The sequence below is a fragment of the Streptomyces sp. NPDC056480 genome, from assembly GCF_042795405.1.
Taxonomy (GTDB): domain Bacteria; phylum Actinomycetota; class Actinomycetes; order Streptomycetales; family Streptomycetaceae; genus Streptomyces.
Window position 1 is genome coordinate 55,933 of sequence record NZ_JBHTSA010000020.1, and the last position, 18,783, is coordinate 74,715.

The 18,783-nt window shown below is 73.8% G+C and carries 19 protein-coding genes; 12 read left to right on the plus strand and 7 right to left on the minus strand.

Annotation, left to right across the window (positions count from 1 at the left end; translation table 11 throughout):
- Window positions 1-33 precede the first annotated feature (33 nt).
- Window positions 34-1,245, minus strand: a complete 1,212-nt coding sequence (locus tag ACFQ79_RS11985; protein WP_383581807.1) for a low temperature requirement protein A — start codon at window positions 1,243-1,245, stop codon at window positions 34-36.
- 373 nt (window positions 1,246-1,618) lie between these two features.
- Between ACFQ79_RS11985 and ACFQ79_RS11990 the strand changes: the two genes are divergently transcribed.
- Window positions 1,619-2,041: a hypothetical protein gene (locus tag ACFQ79_RS11990; RefSeq protein ID WP_383581810.1), complete on the plus strand. Its 423-nt coding sequence runs from the start codon at window positions 1,619-1,621 to the stop codon at window positions 2,039-2,041.
- Here the strand turns inward: ACFQ79_RS11990 and ACFQ79_RS11995 are convergent.
- Window positions 2,031-2,858 carry a helix-turn-helix domain-containing protein gene (locus tag ACFQ79_RS11995; protein ID WP_383581813.1) on the minus strand — a complete coding sequence of 276 codons (828 nt, stop codon included), beginning with the start codon at window positions 2,856-2,858 and terminating at the stop codon, window positions 2,031-2,033. The genes ACFQ79_RS11990 and ACFQ79_RS11995 overlap by 11 nt on opposite strands.
- Before the next feature lie 91 nt (window positions 2,859-2,949).
- Here ACFQ79_RS11995 and ACFQ79_RS12000 point away from each other — a divergent pair, with 91 nt between their 5' ends.
- Window positions 2,950-3,255: a 4a-hydroxytetrahydrobiopterin dehydratase gene (locus ACFQ79_RS12000; protein ID WP_383581815.1), complete on the plus strand. Its 306-nt coding sequence runs from the start codon at window positions 2,950-2,952 to the stop codon at window positions 3,253-3,255.
- A gap of 191 nt (window positions 3,256-3,446) precedes the next feature.
- Window positions 3,447-4,193, plus strand: a complete 747-nt coding sequence (locus tag ACFQ79_RS12005) for a class I SAM-dependent methyltransferase (RefSeq protein ID WP_383581818.1) — start codon at window positions 3,447-3,449, stop codon at window positions 4,191-4,193.
- Between the two features lie 23 nt (window positions 4,194-4,216).
- On the opposite strand, the gene ACFQ79_RS12010 is transcribed toward ACFQ79_RS12005, so the two are convergent.
- The gene (locus tag ACFQ79_RS12010; RefSeq protein ID WP_383581821.1) at window positions 4,217-5,176 is read right to left on the minus strand and encodes an NmrA family transcriptional regulator; all 960 of its coding nucleotides are present in this window, start codon (window positions 5,174-5,176) and stop codon (window positions 4,217-4,219) included.
- A 95-nt stretch (window positions 5,177-5,271) separates the two neighbouring features.
- Here ACFQ79_RS12010 and ACFQ79_RS12015 point away from each other — a divergent pair, with 95 nt between their 5' ends.
- Both ACFQ79_RS12015 and ACFQ79_RS12020 read left to right on the plus strand, forming a co-directional pair.
- A complete protein-coding gene (locus ACFQ79_RS12015) occupies window positions 5,272-6,204 on the plus strand; it encodes a cupin domain-containing protein (protein WP_383581823.1) in 933 nt (310 codons plus the stop codon).
- 113 nt (window positions 6,205-6,317) lie between these two features.
- The gene (locus tag ACFQ79_RS12020; protein WP_383581826.1) at window positions 6,318-7,286 is read left to right on the plus strand and encodes a class I SAM-dependent methyltransferase; all 969 of its coding nucleotides are present in this window, start codon (window positions 6,318-6,320) and stop codon (window positions 7,284-7,286) included.
- A 100-nt stretch (window positions 7,287-7,386) separates the two neighbouring features.
- Here the strand turns inward: ACFQ79_RS12020 and ACFQ79_RS12025 are convergent, their stop codons facing one another.
- The 4 genes from ACFQ79_RS12025 to ACFQ79_RS12040 form a co-directional block, all read right to left on the minus strand.
- Window positions 7,387-7,854, minus strand: coding sequence for an RICIN domain-containing protein (locus tag ACFQ79_RS12025; RefSeq protein WP_383581829.1), 468 nt, complete (start codon window positions 7,852-7,854; stop codon window positions 7,387-7,389).
- A gap of 192 nt (window positions 7,855-8,046) precedes the next feature.
- A complete protein-coding gene (locus ACFQ79_RS12030) occupies window positions 8,047-8,835 on the minus strand; it encodes an aldo/keto reductase (RefSeq protein WP_383581886.1) in 789 nt (262 codons plus the stop codon).
- 285 nt (window positions 8,836-9,120) lie between these two features.
- The gene (locus ACFQ79_RS12035; RefSeq protein ID WP_383581831.1) at window positions 9,121-10,944 is read right to left on the minus strand and encodes an AMP-dependent synthetase/ligase; all 1,824 of its coding nucleotides are present in this window, start codon (window positions 10,942-10,944) and stop codon (window positions 9,121-9,123) included.
- A 419-nt stretch (window positions 10,945-11,363) separates the two neighbouring features.
- Window positions 11,364-12,221: a LysR substrate-binding domain-containing protein gene (locus ACFQ79_RS12040; protein ID WP_356554058.1), complete on the minus strand. Its 858-nt coding sequence runs from the start codon at window positions 12,219-12,221 to the stop codon at window positions 11,364-11,366.
- A 145-nt stretch (window positions 12,222-12,366) separates the two neighbouring features.
- Here ACFQ79_RS12040 and ACFQ79_RS12045 point away from each other — a divergent pair, with 145 nt between their 5' ends.
- The 7 genes from ACFQ79_RS12045 to ACFQ79_RS12075 all read left to right on the plus strand — a co-directional run bounded on the left by ACFQ79_RS12045 (window position 12,367) and on the right by ACFQ79_RS12075 (window position 18,604).
- Window positions 12,367-13,476 carry a bile acid:sodium symporter family protein gene (locus ACFQ79_RS12045; protein WP_383581834.1) on the plus strand — a complete coding sequence of 370 codons (1,110 nt, stop codon included), beginning with the start codon at window positions 12,367-12,369 and terminating at the stop codon, window positions 13,474-13,476.
- A gap of 25 nt (window positions 13,477-13,501) precedes the next feature.
- On the plus strand, window positions 13,502-14,104 hold the full coding sequence (locus ACFQ79_RS12050) for an isochorismatase family protein (RefSeq protein WP_383581836.1): 603 nt from the start codon (window positions 13,502-13,504) through the stop codon (window positions 14,102-14,104).
- Complete coding sequence (locus ACFQ79_RS12055) at window positions 14,101-14,484, plus strand: (2Fe-2S) ferredoxin domain-containing protein (protein ID WP_383581839.1); 384 nt, start codon at window positions 14,101-14,103, stop codon at window positions 14,482-14,484. Before ACFQ79_RS12050 ends, ACFQ79_RS12055 begins: the two co-directional genes overlap by 4 nt.
- A 172-nt stretch (window positions 14,485-14,656) precedes the next feature.
- Window positions 14,657-15,613: a beta-ketoacyl-ACP synthase III gene (locus tag ACFQ79_RS12060; RefSeq protein ID WP_229313489.1), complete on the plus strand. Its 957-nt coding sequence runs from the start codon at window positions 14,657-14,659 to the stop codon at window positions 15,611-15,613.
- Window positions 15,614-15,803: 190 nt separating this feature from the next.
- Window positions 15,804-16,361: a hypothetical protein gene (locus ACFQ79_RS12065; protein WP_383581841.1), complete on the plus strand. Its 558-nt coding sequence runs from the start codon at window positions 15,804-15,806 to the stop codon at window positions 16,359-16,361.
- 225 nt (window positions 16,362-16,586) lie between these two features.
- Window positions 16,587-17,267, plus strand: coding sequence for a class F sortase (locus tag ACFQ79_RS12070; protein ID WP_383581843.1), 681 nt, complete (start codon window positions 16,587-16,589; stop codon window positions 17,265-17,267).
- A gap of 155 nt (window positions 17,268-17,422) precedes the next feature.
- Window positions 17,423-18,604, plus strand: a complete 1,182-nt coding sequence (locus tag ACFQ79_RS12075) for an ROK family transcriptional regulator (protein ID WP_209497681.1) — start codon at window positions 17,423-17,425, stop codon at window positions 18,602-18,604.
- The last annotated feature ends 179 nt before the right edge of the window (window positions 18,605-18,783 follow it).

Below are 18,783 nucleotides of genomic sequence, written 5' to 3' on the forward strand. Positions count from 1 at the left end.
GGCGAGGCAGCGGCCGTCCTCCCCCTCCCTCGCTCAGGCCGCCTCGACGGCCTCGAACGGCCGGGCCGCGCGCCGCCGTCCGTGCAGCCACACCAGGGCCGCCGCGACCGTGGCGAGGGACACGAGCGCCACCAGGGCCGGGACGAGACCGACGAGCGGGCCCGCCGCCAGGCAGCACACGCCGCCCAGGGCGAGGGCCGTCGGCCGCCGGCCCGTGGTGCGCAGCACGATCGCGGCCGCGCCCAGCAGATACACACCGACGCCCCCGGTCAACGACCAGGCGACGACGCCGTGGAGGGGCTCGGCGAGGCCGTAGTGCCCGGTGTCGGCGACCTGTTGGAGGACCTTCTTCATCCCGAGCGCGGTGAGCACCACGCCCGCGACCAGCGGCAGGTGCAGGAACGTGTACACGTCCCGCGCGAACCGGGTGCGGTCGTCGCCGTGGAGACCGGCGAGCCGGTGCTCGGCCGCCTCGCCGAGCTGCCGGAAGTACAGCCGCCACAGCCCGGCCGAGAGCAGCAGCCCGGCCGCCGAGGCGCCGAGCACGGCGAAGGTCAGCGGGAAGCCGGACACGCCGACGCCCATCGCGACGATGGACTCGCCGAGCGCGATGATCACGATCAGGCCGTGCCGCTCGGAGAAGTGCCCGGGGGAGTTGACCCGCCAGCCGGTCGCGCCGGTCACGAAGATGCCGAGGTAGTCGACGGCCACCGCCCCCAGCCACAGCAGGAGTTGGACCCGGCCGCTGTACGCGCTGCCGATCAGGAGCAGCACCAGCGGCGGGACGACGGACGTCAGGGCCGTGCGGCGCAGAGTGGCGCGCAGGGCGGGGTCGTCGGGGCTGGAGATCCAGTACGAGGCCAGGTGCAGGACACGCACCGCGCCGTAGCAGAGCACGAACACCAGCGGCGTCGGCAGCCCGCCCGGCGCGTCCGCGAACACGTCCGGGACGGCGAGCGACACGATCAGGACGACGGCCATCACCGTGACGAGGACCCCGAACAGGGCGCCGGAGTCGGCCCGTACGACATTCCCCAGCCAGGCGAAGCAGCACCAGCACCACCACAGCAGCGCGAGGACGACCATCGCGCCGACCACCCGCACCGGCGAGGGCGCGGCCGCCATCAGAGCGGTGACCTGCGTGATCGCGTACACGAACACCAGGTCGAAGAAGAGCTCCGCGGGCGTCACCGCGTGATCGTCCCCGGTGGCCACCATCCGGGCCCGTTCCCTGTTCCACGCCATGTGTCTCTCCCCCTCCGGGGAGACCACTCCCGGCCACCCCGGCGCGAACAATACTCACGCCCGGGCCCCGGTGACACACGGTTCCGCAACGGACGGAACGCCACCCGCACACCCCGGGCCCACGCGCACCGTCCGTCGGGCAGGGTGATGACCCGCAACAGCCAACTTCCCTCCCGATCAGCGGTGTTGCCCCGCCCCGCCGCAGACGTTCCGAGGCGCCGACGACCGGCGGCGAGGGCGCATTACCTCCCAGGTAATCGACCCCCTCCGGCCCGCCCGGCATGCTCGGAGACACCGGAACCCGGGCGGCGCACTCCGCTCGGGCTCCGGGTCCACCATCAGCGCGAACGTCCCCCATGGAGGGTGATCCGCCATGTCCCAGGCCCTGCTCGCCGGTCTCGCCCGTACCACCCGTCCGCAGTCCGCGGTGCGCCGGTTCCTCGCCCTCGACGCCGTCGTCACCGGGGCGAACGGGATCGCCTACGCCCTCGCCTCCGGCCCGCTCGGGGAGTTCCTCGGCATCGACGCGGGCCTGCTGCTCGAACTGGGCATCCTGCTCGCGGTGTACGCGGCCGGCGTGGCCTGGCTCGCGAGCCGCCCGCAGCCCCCGGCGCTCGGCGTGAAGCTCGTCGTCGACATCAACGCGGTCTGGGCCGTCCTCAGCATCGTCGCCCTGGTCGCCTGGCTGGAGCCGACCACCGCCGGGCTGGTGTGGACGCCCCTCCAGGCGGCCACCGTCGGCGGCTTCGCCCTCGCGCAGTGGGCGGCGCTCCGGGCCGTCGCCGCTAGCCGCTGAGCGGCGGCAGGGACTGGAGGTACGCGACCGTCTCCGGGTCGGCCGGGAGGAACGTCTCGATGGCCAGCTCGGCGACCGTCACGTCCAGCGGGGTGTTGAACGTCGAGATCGACGACACGAACGACAGCACCCGCCCGTCGTGCTCGATCCGCAGCGGCAGCGCGAAGTACGGGTACACCTCCTCGGGCCCCGGGGCGCCGACCTCGTCGTCGTCGACCGAGCCCGGCGGCGGCGGATACGCCGTCACCTCCGCGTACAGCGCCCGCAGCGACTCCGAACGGGCCAGACCGATCTGACGCTCCATCTGGTGCAGCAGATGCCCGCGCCACTCCGGCAGGTTCCTGATCCGGGGCGCGAGCCCCTCCGGGTGCAGGGTGATCCGCATCGCGTTCAGCGGCGGCGTCAGGAGATGCTCCGGCAGCCCGTCCAGCAGCAGCCCGATGCCCCGGTTCGCCGCCACCACCGTGTACGAACCGTCCACCACGAGCGCCGGATACGGCTCGTACCCCTGCAGCAGCTGCTCGATGCCCGCCCGCAGCGTCTCCAGGCGCGGGGCGTCGAGCGGCGACTCCTCGTACCGCGGCGCGTACCCGGCGGCCAGCAGCAGCGCGTTCCGCTCGCGGACCGGCACATCCAGGTGCTCGGCCAGCCTCAGGACCATCTCCTCGCTCGGCCGGGAGCGGCCCGTCTCCACGAACGAGATGTGCCGCGCCGAGGAGTCCGCACGCAGCGCGAGCTCCAGCTGGCTCAGCCGCCGCTGCTCGCGCCAGCCTCGCAGCAGTGGTCCCACTCCCGTGTCGTTCACGACCGTTGTCATGGCCAGACGGTATCCCAGAGGGGGACCCGGGTAGTTTCCCCCGGGGACCTCTGTCCGTCACCCGCGCCACCCGACCGGAGGGAGCACCGCCGTGCCCACACAGCCGCTGTCGCAGAAGGAGATCGAGGACCGACTGCGGGAGCTCCCCGGCTGGTCCGTCGAGGCCGACCGGCTCACCCGCGAGTACCGGCTCGGCGACCACTTCGCGGCGACCGCGTTCGTCGTCCACGTCGCCAGGATCCAGCAGGAGCTCGACCACCACTCGGATCTCACCCTCGGCTACAACACCGTCGCCCTGTCCGTGAACACCCACTCCGCCGGCGGCGCCGTCACGGAGAAGGACTTCGGGCTCGCCGAGCGGGTGGAGGGGATCGCCCCGGGCCACGGCGCCGCCTGACGTACGGTCAGCCGCCGACCGCCCTCCGTCCGACCGTCCTCCGTCCGACCGTCCTCCGTCCGACCGTCCTCCGTCCGGGCGTCCTCGGTCAGGGCGTCCTCGGTCCGGGCCGCCCTCCGTCCGGGCCGCCCTCCGTACGCCCATCCGCCTCCCGCCCCCCGTACGGTCACGCCCCTCGTACGATCGACGGCATGCCGGAGACCCTGCTCGACTACGAGACCGAAGCGGCGCACTACGACAGGACCCGGGGTGGGGTGCCCCGGGCCGCCGCCGCGGCCGAGGCCGTCCTGGGCCTCGTGCCGCCCGGCGCCCGGACCCTGCTCGACCTGGCCTGCGGCACCGGCCTCGTCACCGAACGGCTCACCCGGCCCGGACTGCGCGTCTACGGGGCCGACGCCGCCCACGCCATGCTGCGGGTCGCCGACGGCCGCGCACCCGGCCGGGTCGTCCGCGCCGACGCCCGGCGACTGCCGCTCCCCGACGCCTCCCTGGACGCGGTCAGCGCCGTCTGGCTGCTGCACCTCGTCCCCTTCGCGGCGGAGATCGTCGCCGAGGCCGCCCGCGTCCTGCGCCCCGGCGGCGTCCTCATCGCCACCGTCGACAAGGACGCGGCCCACGACGTCGGCAGCGACATCGACAGCGTCCTCCGCCCGTACCGCTCGGCCGGGGCCGCCTCCGACCGCGCCGACCTCATCACCCGGTCCGCCGCCGCCCACGGCCTCGCACCCGCCCCCGGCACCCGCTTCACGGGACACGGCCAGGGCGCCACCCCGCGCGACACCGTGCGGAAGCTGCGCGCCGGGTACTTCGCCTCCTGGTTCCCCGGTGACGCGGCGGCCGTCGAGACGCTCGCCACCGCTCTCGCCGCCCTCCCGGACCAGGACCGTCCCCGGGCCGATCCCCGGTACCGGCTCGCCCGCTTCGTCCGGCAGGGCTGAGGCGGCACCCGCGGGCCGGGGGCTCAGGCCCCCTCGCCGGCCCAGGTCGCGTCCGCGAACGCGCCGAAGGACCGCGGCTCGCGACCCAGGACCCGCTTCACGCCGTCCGTCACCGAGGCGTTGTGGCCGTCGAGGAGCGTCGCGAACAGGGCCGCGAGCCATTCGGCCTCCGGCGCCGGAAGCCCGAACCCGGTGAGCATCCCCGCGTACTCGGACGGGGACACGGCTTGGTAGGCCACCGGACGCCCCGAGGCGCGCGAGATCTCCGCCGCCACCTCCGCGAAGCCGATCGGACGGGGCCCCGTCAGCTCGTGCACCCGCCCCGCGTGACCGTCCGTCGTCAGGGTCTCGACGACCACGTCCGCGAGGTCGTCCAGGTCGATGAACGGCTCCGCCGTGTCACCCGCCGGGAAGACGACCACGCCCTCCGCGGCGCCCTCCGCGAGCAGTCCCTCGGAGAAGTTCTGCGCGAAGAACGCGGCCCGTACGACGGTCAGTTCCACCCCGGCGGCCGCCGCGCGCAGCGCCTCCTCCGCCACGACCGCCTCCGGCTCCCCGCGCCCGGACAGCACCGTCAGCCGCCGTACGCCGTGCTCCGCGGCCAGCCGGCCGAAGGTCTCCATCGCCTGGACCCCGCCGGGCGCCGCGAGATCCGGGTAGTAGGCCACGTAGGCGGCGTCCGCGCCCCGCAGCGCCGGGCCCCAGGTCTCCGGGGCCTCCCAGTCGAAGGGCGTCGAGCCGGAACGGGACCCGGCGCGGACGGTCGCCCCGCGCGCCGTGAGCCGCTCGGCCACGCGGCGCCCGGTCTTGCCGGTGGCGCTCGTCACCAGGACGGTCACGCTCTCACCGTTCGCGCCCTGCCCGTTCGCGCTCTGCTCGTTCGCCTTCTGCTCGTCGATGCCCTGCCCGTTCGCGCCCCGCCCGTTCGCGCTCTGCTCGTCGATGCCCTGCTCGGTCCGCGTGTCGTTCGTCTGCTTCGTCATGGGTCAAGACTCCCGCCCACGGCGCCCGCCGCCCATGCTCCGCCGTCTCACACCCCTATGTCTCCGTCTCACCGGCCCGCCTACCCTGGTGACCCATGGACGCACTCGCCGGACTCCTCGACGGACCCCGCGCCCGGGGCGCCTTCCTGCTCCGCATGGTCATGGAGCCGCCGTGGTCGGTGCGCATCGAGGACGCCGCCCCGATCTGCGTGATGTGCGTGACCGAGGGCGAGGCCTGGGTCGTACCCGACTCCGGCGAGTCCGTGGTGCTGCGGCCCGGGGACATCGCCATCGTCCGGGGCCCGGAGCCGTACACCGTCGCCCACACCCCCGACGCCCCGCCCACCGCCGTGATCGGGCCCGACGGCGTCTGCACCACCCTCAGCGGGGAGCCGCTCGCCGACCGCATGCGGCTCGGCGTCCGCACCTGGGGCAACGCGCCCGACGGCGGGACCACCGTCCTCGTCGGCACGTACCGCATGGACGGCGAGGTCGGCCGCCGGCTGCTCGACGCCCTGCCGGCGCTGCTCCACCTGCCCGCCGACGCGTGGAACTGCCCCCTCATGCCGTTCCTCGGCGAGGAGATCGCCCGGGACGAACCCGGCCAGACCGTCGTCCTCGACCGGGTCCTCGACCTGCTGCTCATCTCCGGCGTCCGCGCCTGGTTCTCCCGGCCGGGCGCCGAGGCCCCCGCCTGGTACCGGGCCATGGGCGACCCGGTCGTCGGCCGCGCGCTGCGGCTGCTCCAGGACGACCCCGCCCACCCCTGGACCGTCGCCTCGCTCGCCGCGAAGACGGGCGTGTCCCGGGCCGCGCTCGCCCGACGCTTCACCGAACTCGTCGGCGAGCCCCCGATGGCGTACCTCACCGGCTGGCGGCTCGCGCTCGCCGCCGATCTGCTGCGCGAGAGCGACGCCACCGTCGAGTCCGTCGCCCGGCAGGTCGGCTACAGCGGCGCCTTCGCGCTGAGCGCCGCGTTCAAGCGGGTCAGGGGCGTCAGCCCGCAGGAGCACCGGGCCGGGGCGTGACGCGGCGGGTCACGACCCGCCGAGTATGACGATACGGGCAACACAGGAGCGATTTTCTTGCCGGAACGGCAACGCTTCTCGCGCTCGCGGCCGACTCGACGCACGCTGGACCCATGAGCCAGCACACCGCAACGCACCACGGCCACACGCACGGCGACGCGCACGGCCACCAGCACACTCCCGGAGACCCGCACACCTCCGGCCACCGGCACGGCCACGGTGGTTCCCACCACGACGGCGCCCCGCTCGACTGGAACGCGATCGCCCCGCTCCTGGAGCGACAGGCGGAGACCGAGAGCGCCGCCTATGCGGACGCCGCCGCCTGGCTCGGCACGCTCACCCCCGCGCAGGGCGTCCGCCGGGTCCTCGACGTCGGCAGCGGCCCCGGTGTCGTCACCGGCGTCCTCGCCGAGGCCTTCCCGGCGGCCGAGGCGGTCGCCGTCGACGGCAGCCCCGAACTCCTCGTCCGCGCCCGCGAACGCGCCGGGGAACACGGCCTCGGCGCCCGGGTCTCCACGCTCCACGCCGAACTCCCGGACGGCATCGCCGAGCTGGGGAGGGCCGATGTGATCTGGGCCGGCAACTCCCTGCACCACATCGGCGACCAGCGGGCCGCCCTCGTCGAGTTCGCGGGCCTGCTGAACCCCGGCGGCCTGATGGTCCTCGTCGAGGGCGGGCTGCCCGCCCGGCACCTGCCCTGGCACATCGGCTTCGGCCGTCCCGGCCTCGAGGCACGCCTCGACGCCGCCAACGCCGACCGGTTCGCCGAGATGCGCGCCGAGACCCCCGGGCACAAGGACGAGCCGGACGACTGGCGGGCCCTGCTCGCCGACGCGGGCCTCACCCCCGCCGGCACCCGCACCTTCCTCACCGACGTTCCCGCGCCGGTGTCCCCGGTCGTACGGGAACTGGCCCTCACCCACTTCGGCCGGGTCCGGGACGGCTTCGGCGACCGGCTCGACGCGGACGACCGCGCGATGCTCGACCGGCTCCTCGACCCGGCCGACGCGATGTCGCTCCACCACCGCACGGACCTGTTCTACCTCGCGGCCCGCACGGTCCACACCGCGCGCAAGGGCTGAGGACCGCCACACCCCTCGGCCGTGACCAGCCGTGACCGGCGTGACCGGCCGTGACCGGCCGTGACCGGTGTGACCGGCGTGACCGGTCGTGACCGGCGGGTCAGGACACCGGTTCCAAGCGCCACCACTGGAACGGGGAGTCGGTGTCCTCCCACTGCCGTACGTTGCCGCCGTCCTCCTTGGAGTCGTCGGCGACCTCCAGGAACAGCCCGCTGATGAAGCTCACCAGGGCCACCGTCCCCGGCGACTGGAGGTCCTGCTCGATGATCCACTCCTGCGCGCCGAAGTTGTTCGCCTTCCACTGCTGGATGTTGGCGCCGTTCTCCGTGGACGCGTTGGCGACGTCGAGCCGCTTGCCGCTGGCTGCGTTGACCAGGTGGTAGAGCCCGCCGCCGTTCGGCACGGAGGTGATCTGCCAGTGCTGGCCCGGCGTGCCCTTCTCGGTGCCCTGCTGCACGTTGGCACCGCTGCGGCTCGACCCCTCGTACACCTCGAGGAGCAGCCCACTGGCCACGTTCCGCACCCGGTAGAGGCCTTCCTCCACGGGCACCGGAGACCCACCACTCACCGCGTCGACTCCCTCGCTCGCCGCTCGGCCCACTGCTTCACGGTCCTCCGCCGACTCTATGCCGGGGGTACGACAACGGCGCCGAGGTCCGGGTGGACCTCGGCGCCGTCTTCGTCACGACCGCCGGAGCGCGACCGGTGTCACGCGAGACCCTTCGGGGCCGTCACGCGACCCGTCGGGGGCGTCAACCCGTCAGGCGCCGAACTCCGCGGGGTTCGGGCCCAGTCGGCGGTTCTCGTCGAGGGCGGCGATCGCCGCCAGGTCCTCGGCGTCCAGCTCGAAGCCGAAGACGTCGATGTTCTCCCGGATACGGGACGGGGTGACCGACTTCGGGATCACCACGTTCCCCAGCTGGAGGTGCCAGCGCAGCACGACCTGGGCCGGGGTCCGCCCGTGCTTGCGGCCGATCGCGACGATCGCCGGCACGTCCAGGAGCCCCTTGCCCGAGCCGAGCGGCGACCACGCCTCGGTCGCGATGCCGTGCGCGGCGTGCGCTTCGCGGGAGGCCTGCTGGGAGAGCTGCGGGTGGAGCTCGATCTGGTTCACGGCGGGCACGACCGACGTCTCGCCGATCAGCCGCTCCAGGTGGTCCGGGAGGAAGTTCGAGACGCCGATCGCCTTGGCGCGCCCGTCCGCGTAGATCTTCTCGAACGCGCGGTAGGTGTCGACGTACGCGTCCTTCGAGGGGACCGGCCAGTGGATCAGGTACAGGTCGACGTAGTCGAGACCCAGCTTGTCGAGCGAGGCGTCGAAGGCCTTCAGCGTCGAGTCGAAGCCCTGCTCGCTGTTCCACACCTTGGTGGTGACGAACAGGTCCTCGCGGGCGATCCCGGACGCGGCCACGGCACGCCCCGTGCCCTCCTCGTTGCCGTAGATCGCGGCGGTGTCGATCGAGCGGTAGCCGGCCTCCAGGGCGGTCGCCACGGCCGCGGCGGCCTCGTCGTCCGGCACCTGCCAGACACCGAAGCCCAGCTGCGGCATCCGCACGCCGTTGTTCAGGGTGACCGAGGGAACCTTGCTGTCCGTGCTCACGTGGAGGGGATCCTTACGTTGTGGCGGGTCCTGTCTTACTGCTCCCAGCTTCAACGATCCGGGGGCGTCTCGCATTCCGCCCGCCGCCTCTGGCCGCCTGCCGCGCCGGTCCGCGCACCGCCTCTGGCCGCCCGCCGCGCCGGTCCGCCCGCCGCGCCGGGTCGTTCGCCGCCTCGGGCCGCGCACCGCGCCGGGTCGCCTTCCCGGGCGTCGTTCGCCTCCCGGGCGTGCGGCTCAGCCGTACAGCGCCGCGACCTCCGCCGCGTACGCCCGCTCGATCGCCTTCCGCTTCAGCTTCAGGGACGGGGTCAGCAGCCCGTGCTCCTCGCTGAACGGATGCGCCAGGATCCGGAACGTACGGATGGACTCGGCCTGCGACACCAGCGTGTTCGCCGCCACCACCCCCCGCCGGATCTCCGTCTCCAGGGACGGATCGCGTACGAGCTCCGCCGGCGCGAGCGGCGCACGCCCCTGCATCGCGAGCCAGTGCTCCACCGCCTCCTGGTCGATGGTCACGAGCGCGGCGATGTACGGCCGGTCGTTGCCGACGACGATGCACTGGGCGATCAGCGGATGCGCCCGCACCCGCTCCTCGAGGCCCGTCGGCGCGACGCTCTTGCCGCCCGAGGTCACCAGGATCTCCTTCTTGCGCCCGGTGATCGTCAGATAGCCGTCCTCGTCGAGGGAGCCCAGGTCCCCGGTCGCCAGCCAGCCGTCGTTGAGGACGGCGGCGGTCGCCTCGGGGGCGTTGAGGTAGCCGGAGAACACCTGGCCGCCGTGCAGCCACACCTCGCCGTCCTCCGCGATGTGCACCGTCGTCCCCGGGACCGGCTGCCCCACCGTGCCGTACCGGGTCCGCTCCGGCGGGTTCGCGGTCGCGGCGGCCGAGGACTCCGTCAGGCCGTACCCCTCGAAGACCGTGACCCCCGCACCCGCGAAGAACAGCCCCTGCCGGCGGTCCATCGCCGAACCGCCCGACATAGCGTGCCGGAGCCTTCCGCCGAGGGCCGCGCGGACCTTCGCGTACACCGTCTTCTCGAAGAACTGGTGCTGCACGCGCAACGCCGCCGAAGGCCCGGGACCGGTACCGAAGGCCTTGTGCTCCAGCGCCTCCGCGTACGCGACCGCCACCTCCACGGCCTTGTCGAACGGGCCCGTCTTCCCCTCCCGCTCCGCCTTGCGCCGCGCCGCGTTGAAGACCTTCTCGAAGACGTACGGAACGGCCAGCACGAAACTCGGCCGGAAGGCGGCGAGGTCCGGGATCAGCTCCGCCGCGGCCATCACCGGCTGATGGCCCAGTTTCACCCCGGTCCGGACCGCCGCCACCTCCACCATCCGCCCGAAGACGTGCGCGAGCGGCAGGAACAGCAGCGTGGACGCCTCCTCGCCCGGCCGGGAACGGAACACCGACTCCCAGCGGCCCACCAGCATGTCCGTCTCGAACATGAAGTTGGAATGGGTGATCACACAGCCCTTGGGGCGGCCGGTCGTCCCCGACGTGTAGATGACCGTCGCCACCGTCTCCGGGGTCACCGCCCGCCGGTGCCGGTGCACGACGTCCTCGTCGATGTCCGCCCCGGCGGCCGTCAGCTCGGCCACCGCGCCCGCGTCCAGCTGCCACAGGCGCTGGAGCCGGGGCAGCCGGTCGACCACCGAACCGATCGTCATCGCGTGGTCCTCGTGCTCCACCACACAGGCCGTGACCTCGGAGTCGTGCAGCATCCAGAAGACCTGCTCGGCGGAGGACGTCGGATAGATCGGCACGGGCTGTGCGCCCAGCGCCCACAGCGCGAAGTCGAACAGCGTCCACTCGTAGCGGGTGCGGGCCATGACGGCGACCCGGTCGCCGAACCGCACGCCCTCCGCGATCAGCCCCTTCGCCAGGCCGAGGACCTCGTCCCGGAACCGTCCGGCCGTCACGTCCCGCCACGCGCCGTCCGGACCCTTCCGGCCGAAGGTGATCCGGTCCGGCTCAGTCAGGGCACGCTCGAACACGGCGTCCGCCAGACCGCCGACCTGAGGCGCCGCCTCGACGGGCGGCACGGTGAACTCGCGCACTGACCTGCTCCTCGACGGCTCGATGGCTGGAAAAGCTCGTTGTAGCGCTCCGTACAGCGCGGGTGACGGTACCCCACGGCACTGCCCGGCGGGAGGGCCTTCACCAAGCCGGGACATTCCGTGTTCGTACAGGTCAGGGTGGGTGGCAGAGTCAAGTCACGGGTGCTGCGGGGGCGTTACCGACCGCTCGGTACGTCCACCGGGCGGGAATCTCCACGGAATCTGTACGCGCCGCTCACGGGCCGCCACCCGGCGAGGCACCGCACCTGCACGTGCGGGGCCGCCCGGCCAGGGCCCGCAGGCGCTCACCCCCGCCCGCCCGCGCGGCCGGGGGCGGGCGCCCACGAGGCATGCCCCCGCCACCGCGACAGCCCTGCGCACGGCCCGGGCAGGGCGCGCACGGGCCGCTCCGGCCCCGTTCAGCCCGGCCGGTGCAGCCGGTCGCCGCCCGCCAGGATCGCCTCCGCCAGCGCGTCCGCCGCCTCCTGCACCGCCCCGCCCCGGCGCCCCGCGCGCAGCACGAAGCCGACGTCGCCGAGCTCCGGAAGCCCCGCCACCGGCACCAGGCCGGGCGGCACCAGACCCCGCGTGTGCGCCATCACGCCCAGGCCCGCACGGGCCGCCGCCACGTTCGCGCTCAGGCTGGAACTCGTACACGCGATCCGCCACGCCCGGCCCTGCGCCTCCAGGGCCTCGAGGGCCCGCGCCCGGGTGATCCCCGGCGGCGGGTACAGGATGAGCGGAACCGGACGGTCGGGATCCAGCCGGAGCCCGGGCGCCCCGATCCAGATCAGGGAGTCCTCCCACACGAGCCGCCCCTCACTCTCCCCGCCCCGCCGCTTGGCCAGGATCAGATCCAGCCGGCCCGCGGCGAGCCGGGCCTGGAGCGTGCCGGACAGCTCGACCGTCAGCTCCAGGTCGACCTCCGGGTGCTCGCGCCGGAACGACTCCAGGATCTCCGGCAGCCGGGTCGTCACGAAGTCCTCCGACGCCCCGAAGCGCAGCCGCCCGCGCAGCCGCGTCCCACCGAAGTACGCCGCCGCCCGCTCGTGCGCCTGAAGGATCGTCCGCGCGAAACCGAGCATCGCCTCCCCGTCCTCGGTCAGCGCCACCCGATGGGTGTCCCGGGTGAACAGCGGCCGGCCCGTCGCCTCCTCCAGGCGCCGCACATGCTGGCTGACGGTCGACTGCCGCAGCCCGAGGCGGTCCGCGGCCCGGGTGAAGCTCAGCGTCTGGGCCACGGCGAGGAAGGTGCGGAGATGGGTGGGCTCGTACACAGGACGACCGTAACGCCTCCGCGACCTGCTTATCGCGAAACACGATGACAGTCAGAGCCCTGTACGGGATTCCCGATCACCGAGCCCTGGGCCAGGATGGAAAGGCGCGGGACACCCTCTCGCCGAGCACAGAGCAGTGGAGCCCATGACCGCCCGTACGCCCGCCCCCACCCCGCGCCGAAGCCGCCCCGGCCTACCGCGCCGCGCCCTCCGGCTGCCGTCCTGGCTCCCCGTCGACGGGTACATCCTGGCGCTGCTCGGCACGGTCGGCCTCGCCGCGCTGCTCCCCGCGTCCGGCGGCGCCGCCCACGTCGCGGAAGGCGCCTCCACCGGAGCCGTGGCCCTCCTCTTCTTCCTCTACGGCGCCCGGCTCTCCACCCGCGAGGCGCTCGACGGCCTCAAGCACTGGCGGCTCCACCTCACCGTCCTCGGCAGCACCTTCCTGCTCTTCCCGCTCCTCGGACTCGCCGCCCGCGGCCTCGTCCCCACCGTGCTCACCCCGCAGCTCTACAGCGGCCTCCTCTTCCTCTGCCTCGTGCCGTCCACCATCCAGTCCTCCATCGCCTTCACCTCGATCGCCCGCGGCAACGTCCCCGCCGCGATCTGCGCGGGCTCCTTCTCCTCCCTCGCAGGCATCGTCCTCACCCCGCTGCTCGCCGCACTCCTCCTCGGCAACAGCGCGGGCGGCCTCTCCGCCGACGCGCTCATGAAGATCGTGCTCCAGCTCCTCGTACCGTTCCTCGCCGGACAATTCCTGCGGCGCTGGGTCGGCGGCTTCCTCGTCCGCCACAAGAAGGTCCTCGGGTACGTCGACCGCGGCTCGATCCTCCTCGTCGTCTACACCGCCTTCAGCCAGGGCATGGTCGCCGGCATCTGGCACCTGGTGACCCCGGCCCGGCTCGGCCTGCTGCTCGCCGCCGAGGCCGTCCTGCTCGCGGCGATGCTGGCCCTGACCTGGTACGGAGCCGGGCGCCTCGGCTTCGGCCGGGCGGACCGGATCGCGATCCAGTTCGCCGGGTCGAAGAAGAGCCTGGCGGCCGGACTGCCGATGGCGAGCGTCCTCTTCGGCGCCCAGGCAGCCCTCGCCGTCCTCCCGCTGATGCTCTTCCACCAGATGCAGCTGATGGTGTGCGCGGTGATCGCGAAGCGCCGCGCCCGTGACGCGGACGGGGATCCCGGGACGGAGGGGACCGCGGTGACCCCCTCGGCGGCTCCCGCCGTAGGCCGGATCACACCCACGACCACCCCAGGGTGATCATCGCGGCCGCTACGGTGCTCCCATGCCCGCACTCGATTCCGGCCGCACCGCGCTCGTCCTCGTCGACCTCATGGAACGCATCGTCGCGCTGCCCCTCGCGCCCCGCCCCGGCACCGACGTCCTGTCGGCCGCCGCCCGGCTCGCCGACACCTTCCGGGCCGCCGGCGCGCCCGTCGTCCACATCCGGGTCGAACGCCCGAACGTCGACGTCCAGCCGCCCGGCAGCGGCCTCGTCGCCGACCTCGTCCGGGACGGCGAGCCCGTCGTCGTCAAGCGCACCATCGGCGGCTTCCAGGACACCGGACTCCATGCACTCCTCACCGGGTTCGGCGCCACCACCCTGGTCTTCGGCGGCATCGCCACCAACCTGGGTGTCGAGTCGACCGCCCGCGCGGCCGGGGACCTCGGTTACGACCTCGTCTTCGCCGAGGACGCCATGAGCGCGCTGACCGCCGACGAACACCGCGCCTCCGTCGACCTCGACTTCCCGCGCCTCGGCACGGTCGCCCCGGTCGCCGAGATCACCCTGGAAGCCTCTGCCCCCGCGACGACCCCGGACGGCCGCGCCGCCGCGACCACGCCCGACAGCCCTGCCCCCGCGACGACCCCGGACGGCCGCGCGTGACCCCGGTCCCGATACGTTACGGGGCCCGCCCCTGCTCTCTCGTCGTCTGCCGCGGCTGCTGCTGCGGCGACGCCCGCAAGAACCCCGGCACCGACCACGCCGGACAGCTCGCCCGCCTCCGGGAGGCCGCCGCGGCCTCCGGCGGCCGGCTCTCCGTCCGTACGAGCGACTGCCTCGGCCCCTGCGCCCAGGCCAACATCGTCGTCGTCCAGCCCTCCACCGAGGGCCGGCGGCGCGGCGGCCGGGCCGCCTGGGTCGCCTTCACCCTCGACCAGGACTCCCTCGACGACATCCTCGCCTGGACGGCCGCCGGAGGCCCCGGCATCGCCCCGCCCCCGGCCACCCTCGCTCTCCAGATGATCGACCCGCCGAAGAACTGACCCGCCCACGGCCCCCACGCGATGCCGTGGGGCCCGTGGGGCGCCCGGGTCCTTGTCACGGTCGGCCAAGGGGTACGGGGGAATCTTGGTGGTTTACGTCACCTGTTACCCATCAGTCGCTGGCAAGACTGGGGAATCCTGCCGACGATCGAACCACCGAGGGGGTCCCGGGATGACGGGCACTCGCATTGCCGCGCTCGGGCACTACCAGCCCGCCAAGGTGCTCACCAACCATGACCTCGCGGAGTTGGTCGACACCGACGACGCGTGGATCACCAGCCGGGTCGGTATCCGCACCCGGCACATCGGGGGGCCCGACGAACCCGTCGACGAGCTCGCCGCGCACGCGGCGGGCAAGGCCCTGGCCACCGCCGGACTCACCCCCGACGACATCGACCTCGTCCTCGTCGCCACCTCCACGGCCATCGACCGCTCGCCCAACACGGCCGCCCGCGTCGCCGCCCGCCTCGGCATGACCTCGCCGGCCACCATGGACCTCAACGTGGTCTGCGCCGGGTTCACCCACGCCCTGGCCACCGCCGACCACGCCGTACGGGCCGGTGGGTCCCGCCGCGCGCTGGTGATCGGCGCCGACAAGATGAGCGACGTGGCCGACTGGACCGACCGCACCACCTGCGTCCTCGTCGGCGACGGCGCGGGCGCCGCGATCGTCGAGGCCGTGGACGACGAGGCGCCGGGGGCCGTGCGCGGCATCGGCCCGGTCCTGTGGGGCTCGGTCCCGGAGATGGGCCACGCCGTCCGGATCGAGGGCACCCCGCCCCGCTTCGCGCAGGAGGGCCAGAGCGTCTACCGCTGGGCCACCCAGCAGCTGCCCGCCCTCGCCCGGCAGGCCTGCGAGCGGTCCGGCATCGGCCCCGAGGAGCTCGCGGGCGTCGTCCTGCACCAGGCCAACCTGCGGATCATCGAGCCGCTCGCCGCGAAGATCGGCGCCGTCAACGCGATCGTCGCCCGTGATGTCGTCGACTCCGGCAACACCTCGGCCGCCTCCATCCCGCTGGCCCTCGCCAAGCTCGTCGAACGCGGCGAACTCGCCTCCGGCGCCCCGGTCCTCCTCTTCGGCTTCGGCGGCAACCTGTCGTACGCGGGCCAGGTCGTCCGGGTGCCGTAGCGCGGTCCGTTACGGTCCGCTCCCGGCTGCCGCAGGACTGCGGACCGGGTCCGTCGGCCGTGCCCCGTTCGGCGGATCCCGGTTGGCGGCGCGCCGGTGGCGGACCTAGCTTCGATCGCGGTGAGGGTCGTCGTATTCCGGGCACGGAATCGCTCCGTGGCCGATCCCTCCCGTGATCTGGAGGACCGTCATGCGCGCGATACGTGCCGCTTCCGCCGCCCTGCTGAGCGCCGCCGTGGTGGTCATGGTCGCGCCGACCGCCCTCGCGAACGAGGACGACCGCACCATCACGTCGTTCGGCTTCTCCGTCAGCCCCGAGACCGTCGCCCCCGGCGGCACCGTGACGCTGAAGTCCGACGGCTGCGAAGTGCCGTCGGTGACCGTCACCTCCGGGGTGTTCGACACCGTGACCCTCAACGAGGGCCGTTCGGGCAACGCGACCGTGGACGTCGACGCCAAGGCCGGCACCCAGTACGAGATCACCTTCGACTGCAAGGGCGAGCGCGGCACCACCACCCTCACCATCACCCAGGGCGACACCGGCGGGAACACCACGGGGCACAACGAGAGCCTGCCGCCCGGAGCGCACAAGGGCGTGAAGGCCGGCTACGGCACCGCCGCCGCCTCCGGCGCGGACACCGACGGCCTCGGCGTCACCGAGGTGGTCACGGGTGTGCTGCTCATCGTCGGGGCGCTCGGCGCCGCCGTCGTCCTGACCCGCCGCCGCGCCACCGACGGCAGCGCCTGACGCCCGGGACCAGCGGGCTCTGAAACGGCCCCTCCGCCCCGGTGTGACGAGGTCCGGGACGGAGGGGCGCCACCACCGGCGGACGCCCGTGCGCGGGCGCCCCCGGGCACGCGGTCAAGGGCACGGGCGGCGGGCGGGACGACGCGCGGTCGGCGCGACCTCCGCTCCAGGCCCGCTCGGACGGTGTGCAGCCGGCGCGCTCACGGCGCGAGGAGGAGAGCGGACGTGGGGCGGTCGGACGGAGCCGGGCGGCACGGCGCGTGGGGGCTCGTCGCCGTCGTCCTCCTCGTCGGCGTCCACCTCGTGCGCGGCGGTGCGGACGAGATCCGGGCCGACGGCCCCCCACAGCCGCTCTCCGCCGCCGCACCCGACGGCACCCGCGCCGAAGCCGCGCTCGTCCCCGCCTCCGTACCCGATCCGCTGCCCCCGTCGACCCCGCTCCGGGTCCGCGTCCCGGCCGTCGGGATCGACGCGCCGGTCACGAAGGTCGGGCTCGACGCCGACGGCTGGATCGAGGCCCCACCGCCCGAGGAGAACAGACTCGCGGGCTGGTTCACCGGCGCGGTCACCCCCGGCGAGCGCGGCACCGCCGTCGTCGTCGGGCACGTTGACGTCCCCGGCGGCCGTGCCGTCTTCTACGACCTCGGCGCCCTCCGCAAGGGACACCGCGTGGAGATCGCGCGCCGCGACGGCCGGACCGCTGTCTTCGCCGTGTACGGGGTCGAGCTCGTCCCCAAGGAGGGCTTCCCCGCCGAGCGGGTCTACGGCGACGCCGGCGCGCCCGAGCTGCGCCTGATCACCTGCGGCGGCACGTTCACCGAGGAGAACGGCTACGCGGGCAACGTGGTGGTCTCGGCCCGTCTGGTCGAGGTCGTCGGTGCCGGTGCCGGTGCCGGTGCCCGCTGACCCTTCTCCCGCCGCCCCACCCGCCTTTGTCCCCAACCGGGAAAAAGTCGGAGCGGATTCCTGCGCAACTTCTTCCCACTCCGGTACGCCGCTGCTACGTTCCCCTCGAAAGCACGAAGACGAGCACGTACGAGAGGGAGGGGCGCGTGAGACGCATGACGGCACGACCTGCCAACCGGCATCAGGCGCGACTCCTCAGGCTGCTGCGCGACGGAGGACCCAACTCCCGCGCCCAGCTGGGAGATCAGATCGATCTCTCCCGCTCCAAGCTCGCCGTCGAGGTCGACCGGCTCCTGGAGACCGGTCTCGTCGTCGCCGATGGGTTCGCCGCCTCCCGGGGCGGCCGTCGCTCGCACAACATCCGGCTCGCGCCCGAACTCCGCTTCCTCGGCATCGACATCGGCGCCACCTCCATCGATGTCGCCGTCACCAACGCCGAGTTGGAGGTCCTCGGGCACCTCAACCACCCCATGGACGTCCGCGAAGGCCCCGTCGCCGTCTTCGAGCAGGCCCTGTCGATGGCGGCGAAGCTCCGCTCCACCGGGCTCGCGGAGGGCTTCGACGGCGCCGGCATCGGCGTCCCCGGACCCGTCCGCTTCCCCGAGGGCGTCCCCGTCGCACCGCCGATCATGCCCGGCTGGGACGGCTTCCCCGTACGGGAGGCACTCAGCCAGGAACTCGGCTGCCCCGTCATGGTCGACAACGACGTGAACCTCATGGCCATGGGGGAGCAGCACGCCGGCGTCGCCCGCTCGGTCGGCGACTTCCTCTGCGTCAAGATCGGCACCGGCATCGGCTGCGGCATCGTCGTCGGCGGAGAGGTCTACCGCGGTACGACGGGCAGCGCGGGGGACATCGGACACATCCAGGTCGAACCCGACGGCCGCCCCTGCGCCTGCGGCAACAACGGCTGCCTGGAAGCCCACTTCAGCGGCGCCGCCCTGGCCCGCGACGCCGAGGACGCGGCGCGCGGCGGCAGATCGGAGGAGCTCGCCGCCCGGCTCGCGGCGGCCGGTCACCTCACCGCCGTCGACGTCGCGGCGGCGGCCGCCGCCGGAGACGCCACTTCACTCGCCCTCATCCGTGAGGGCGGAAACCGGGTCGGGCAGGTCATCGCCGGACTCGTCAGCTTCTTCAACCCCGGTCTGGTGGTGATCGGGGGCGGAGTCACCGGCCTCGGCCACAACCTCCTCGCCAGCGTCCGCACCCAGGTCTACCGGCAGTCCCTGCCCCTGGCCACCGGCAACCTGCCCATCGTCCTGGGCGAACTGGGCCAGACAGCCGGGGTCACGGGCGCGGCCCGCCTCATCAGCGACCACCTCTTCTCCCCGGCGTAACACCTCCGGGTAGCCCGTCGGCTTCCTCTCCAGTGGTGGGCGGGCCTGCGTTCCCCCCCCCGGATTCCGTCCGGGGGACGCCCAGGGCGGAACGGGTGACACACGCCACCCACCGGCCCGCACCACCGGCCCCAGCACCACGGGCCCGCACCACCCCACCGGCCCGCACCGCCGTGCCC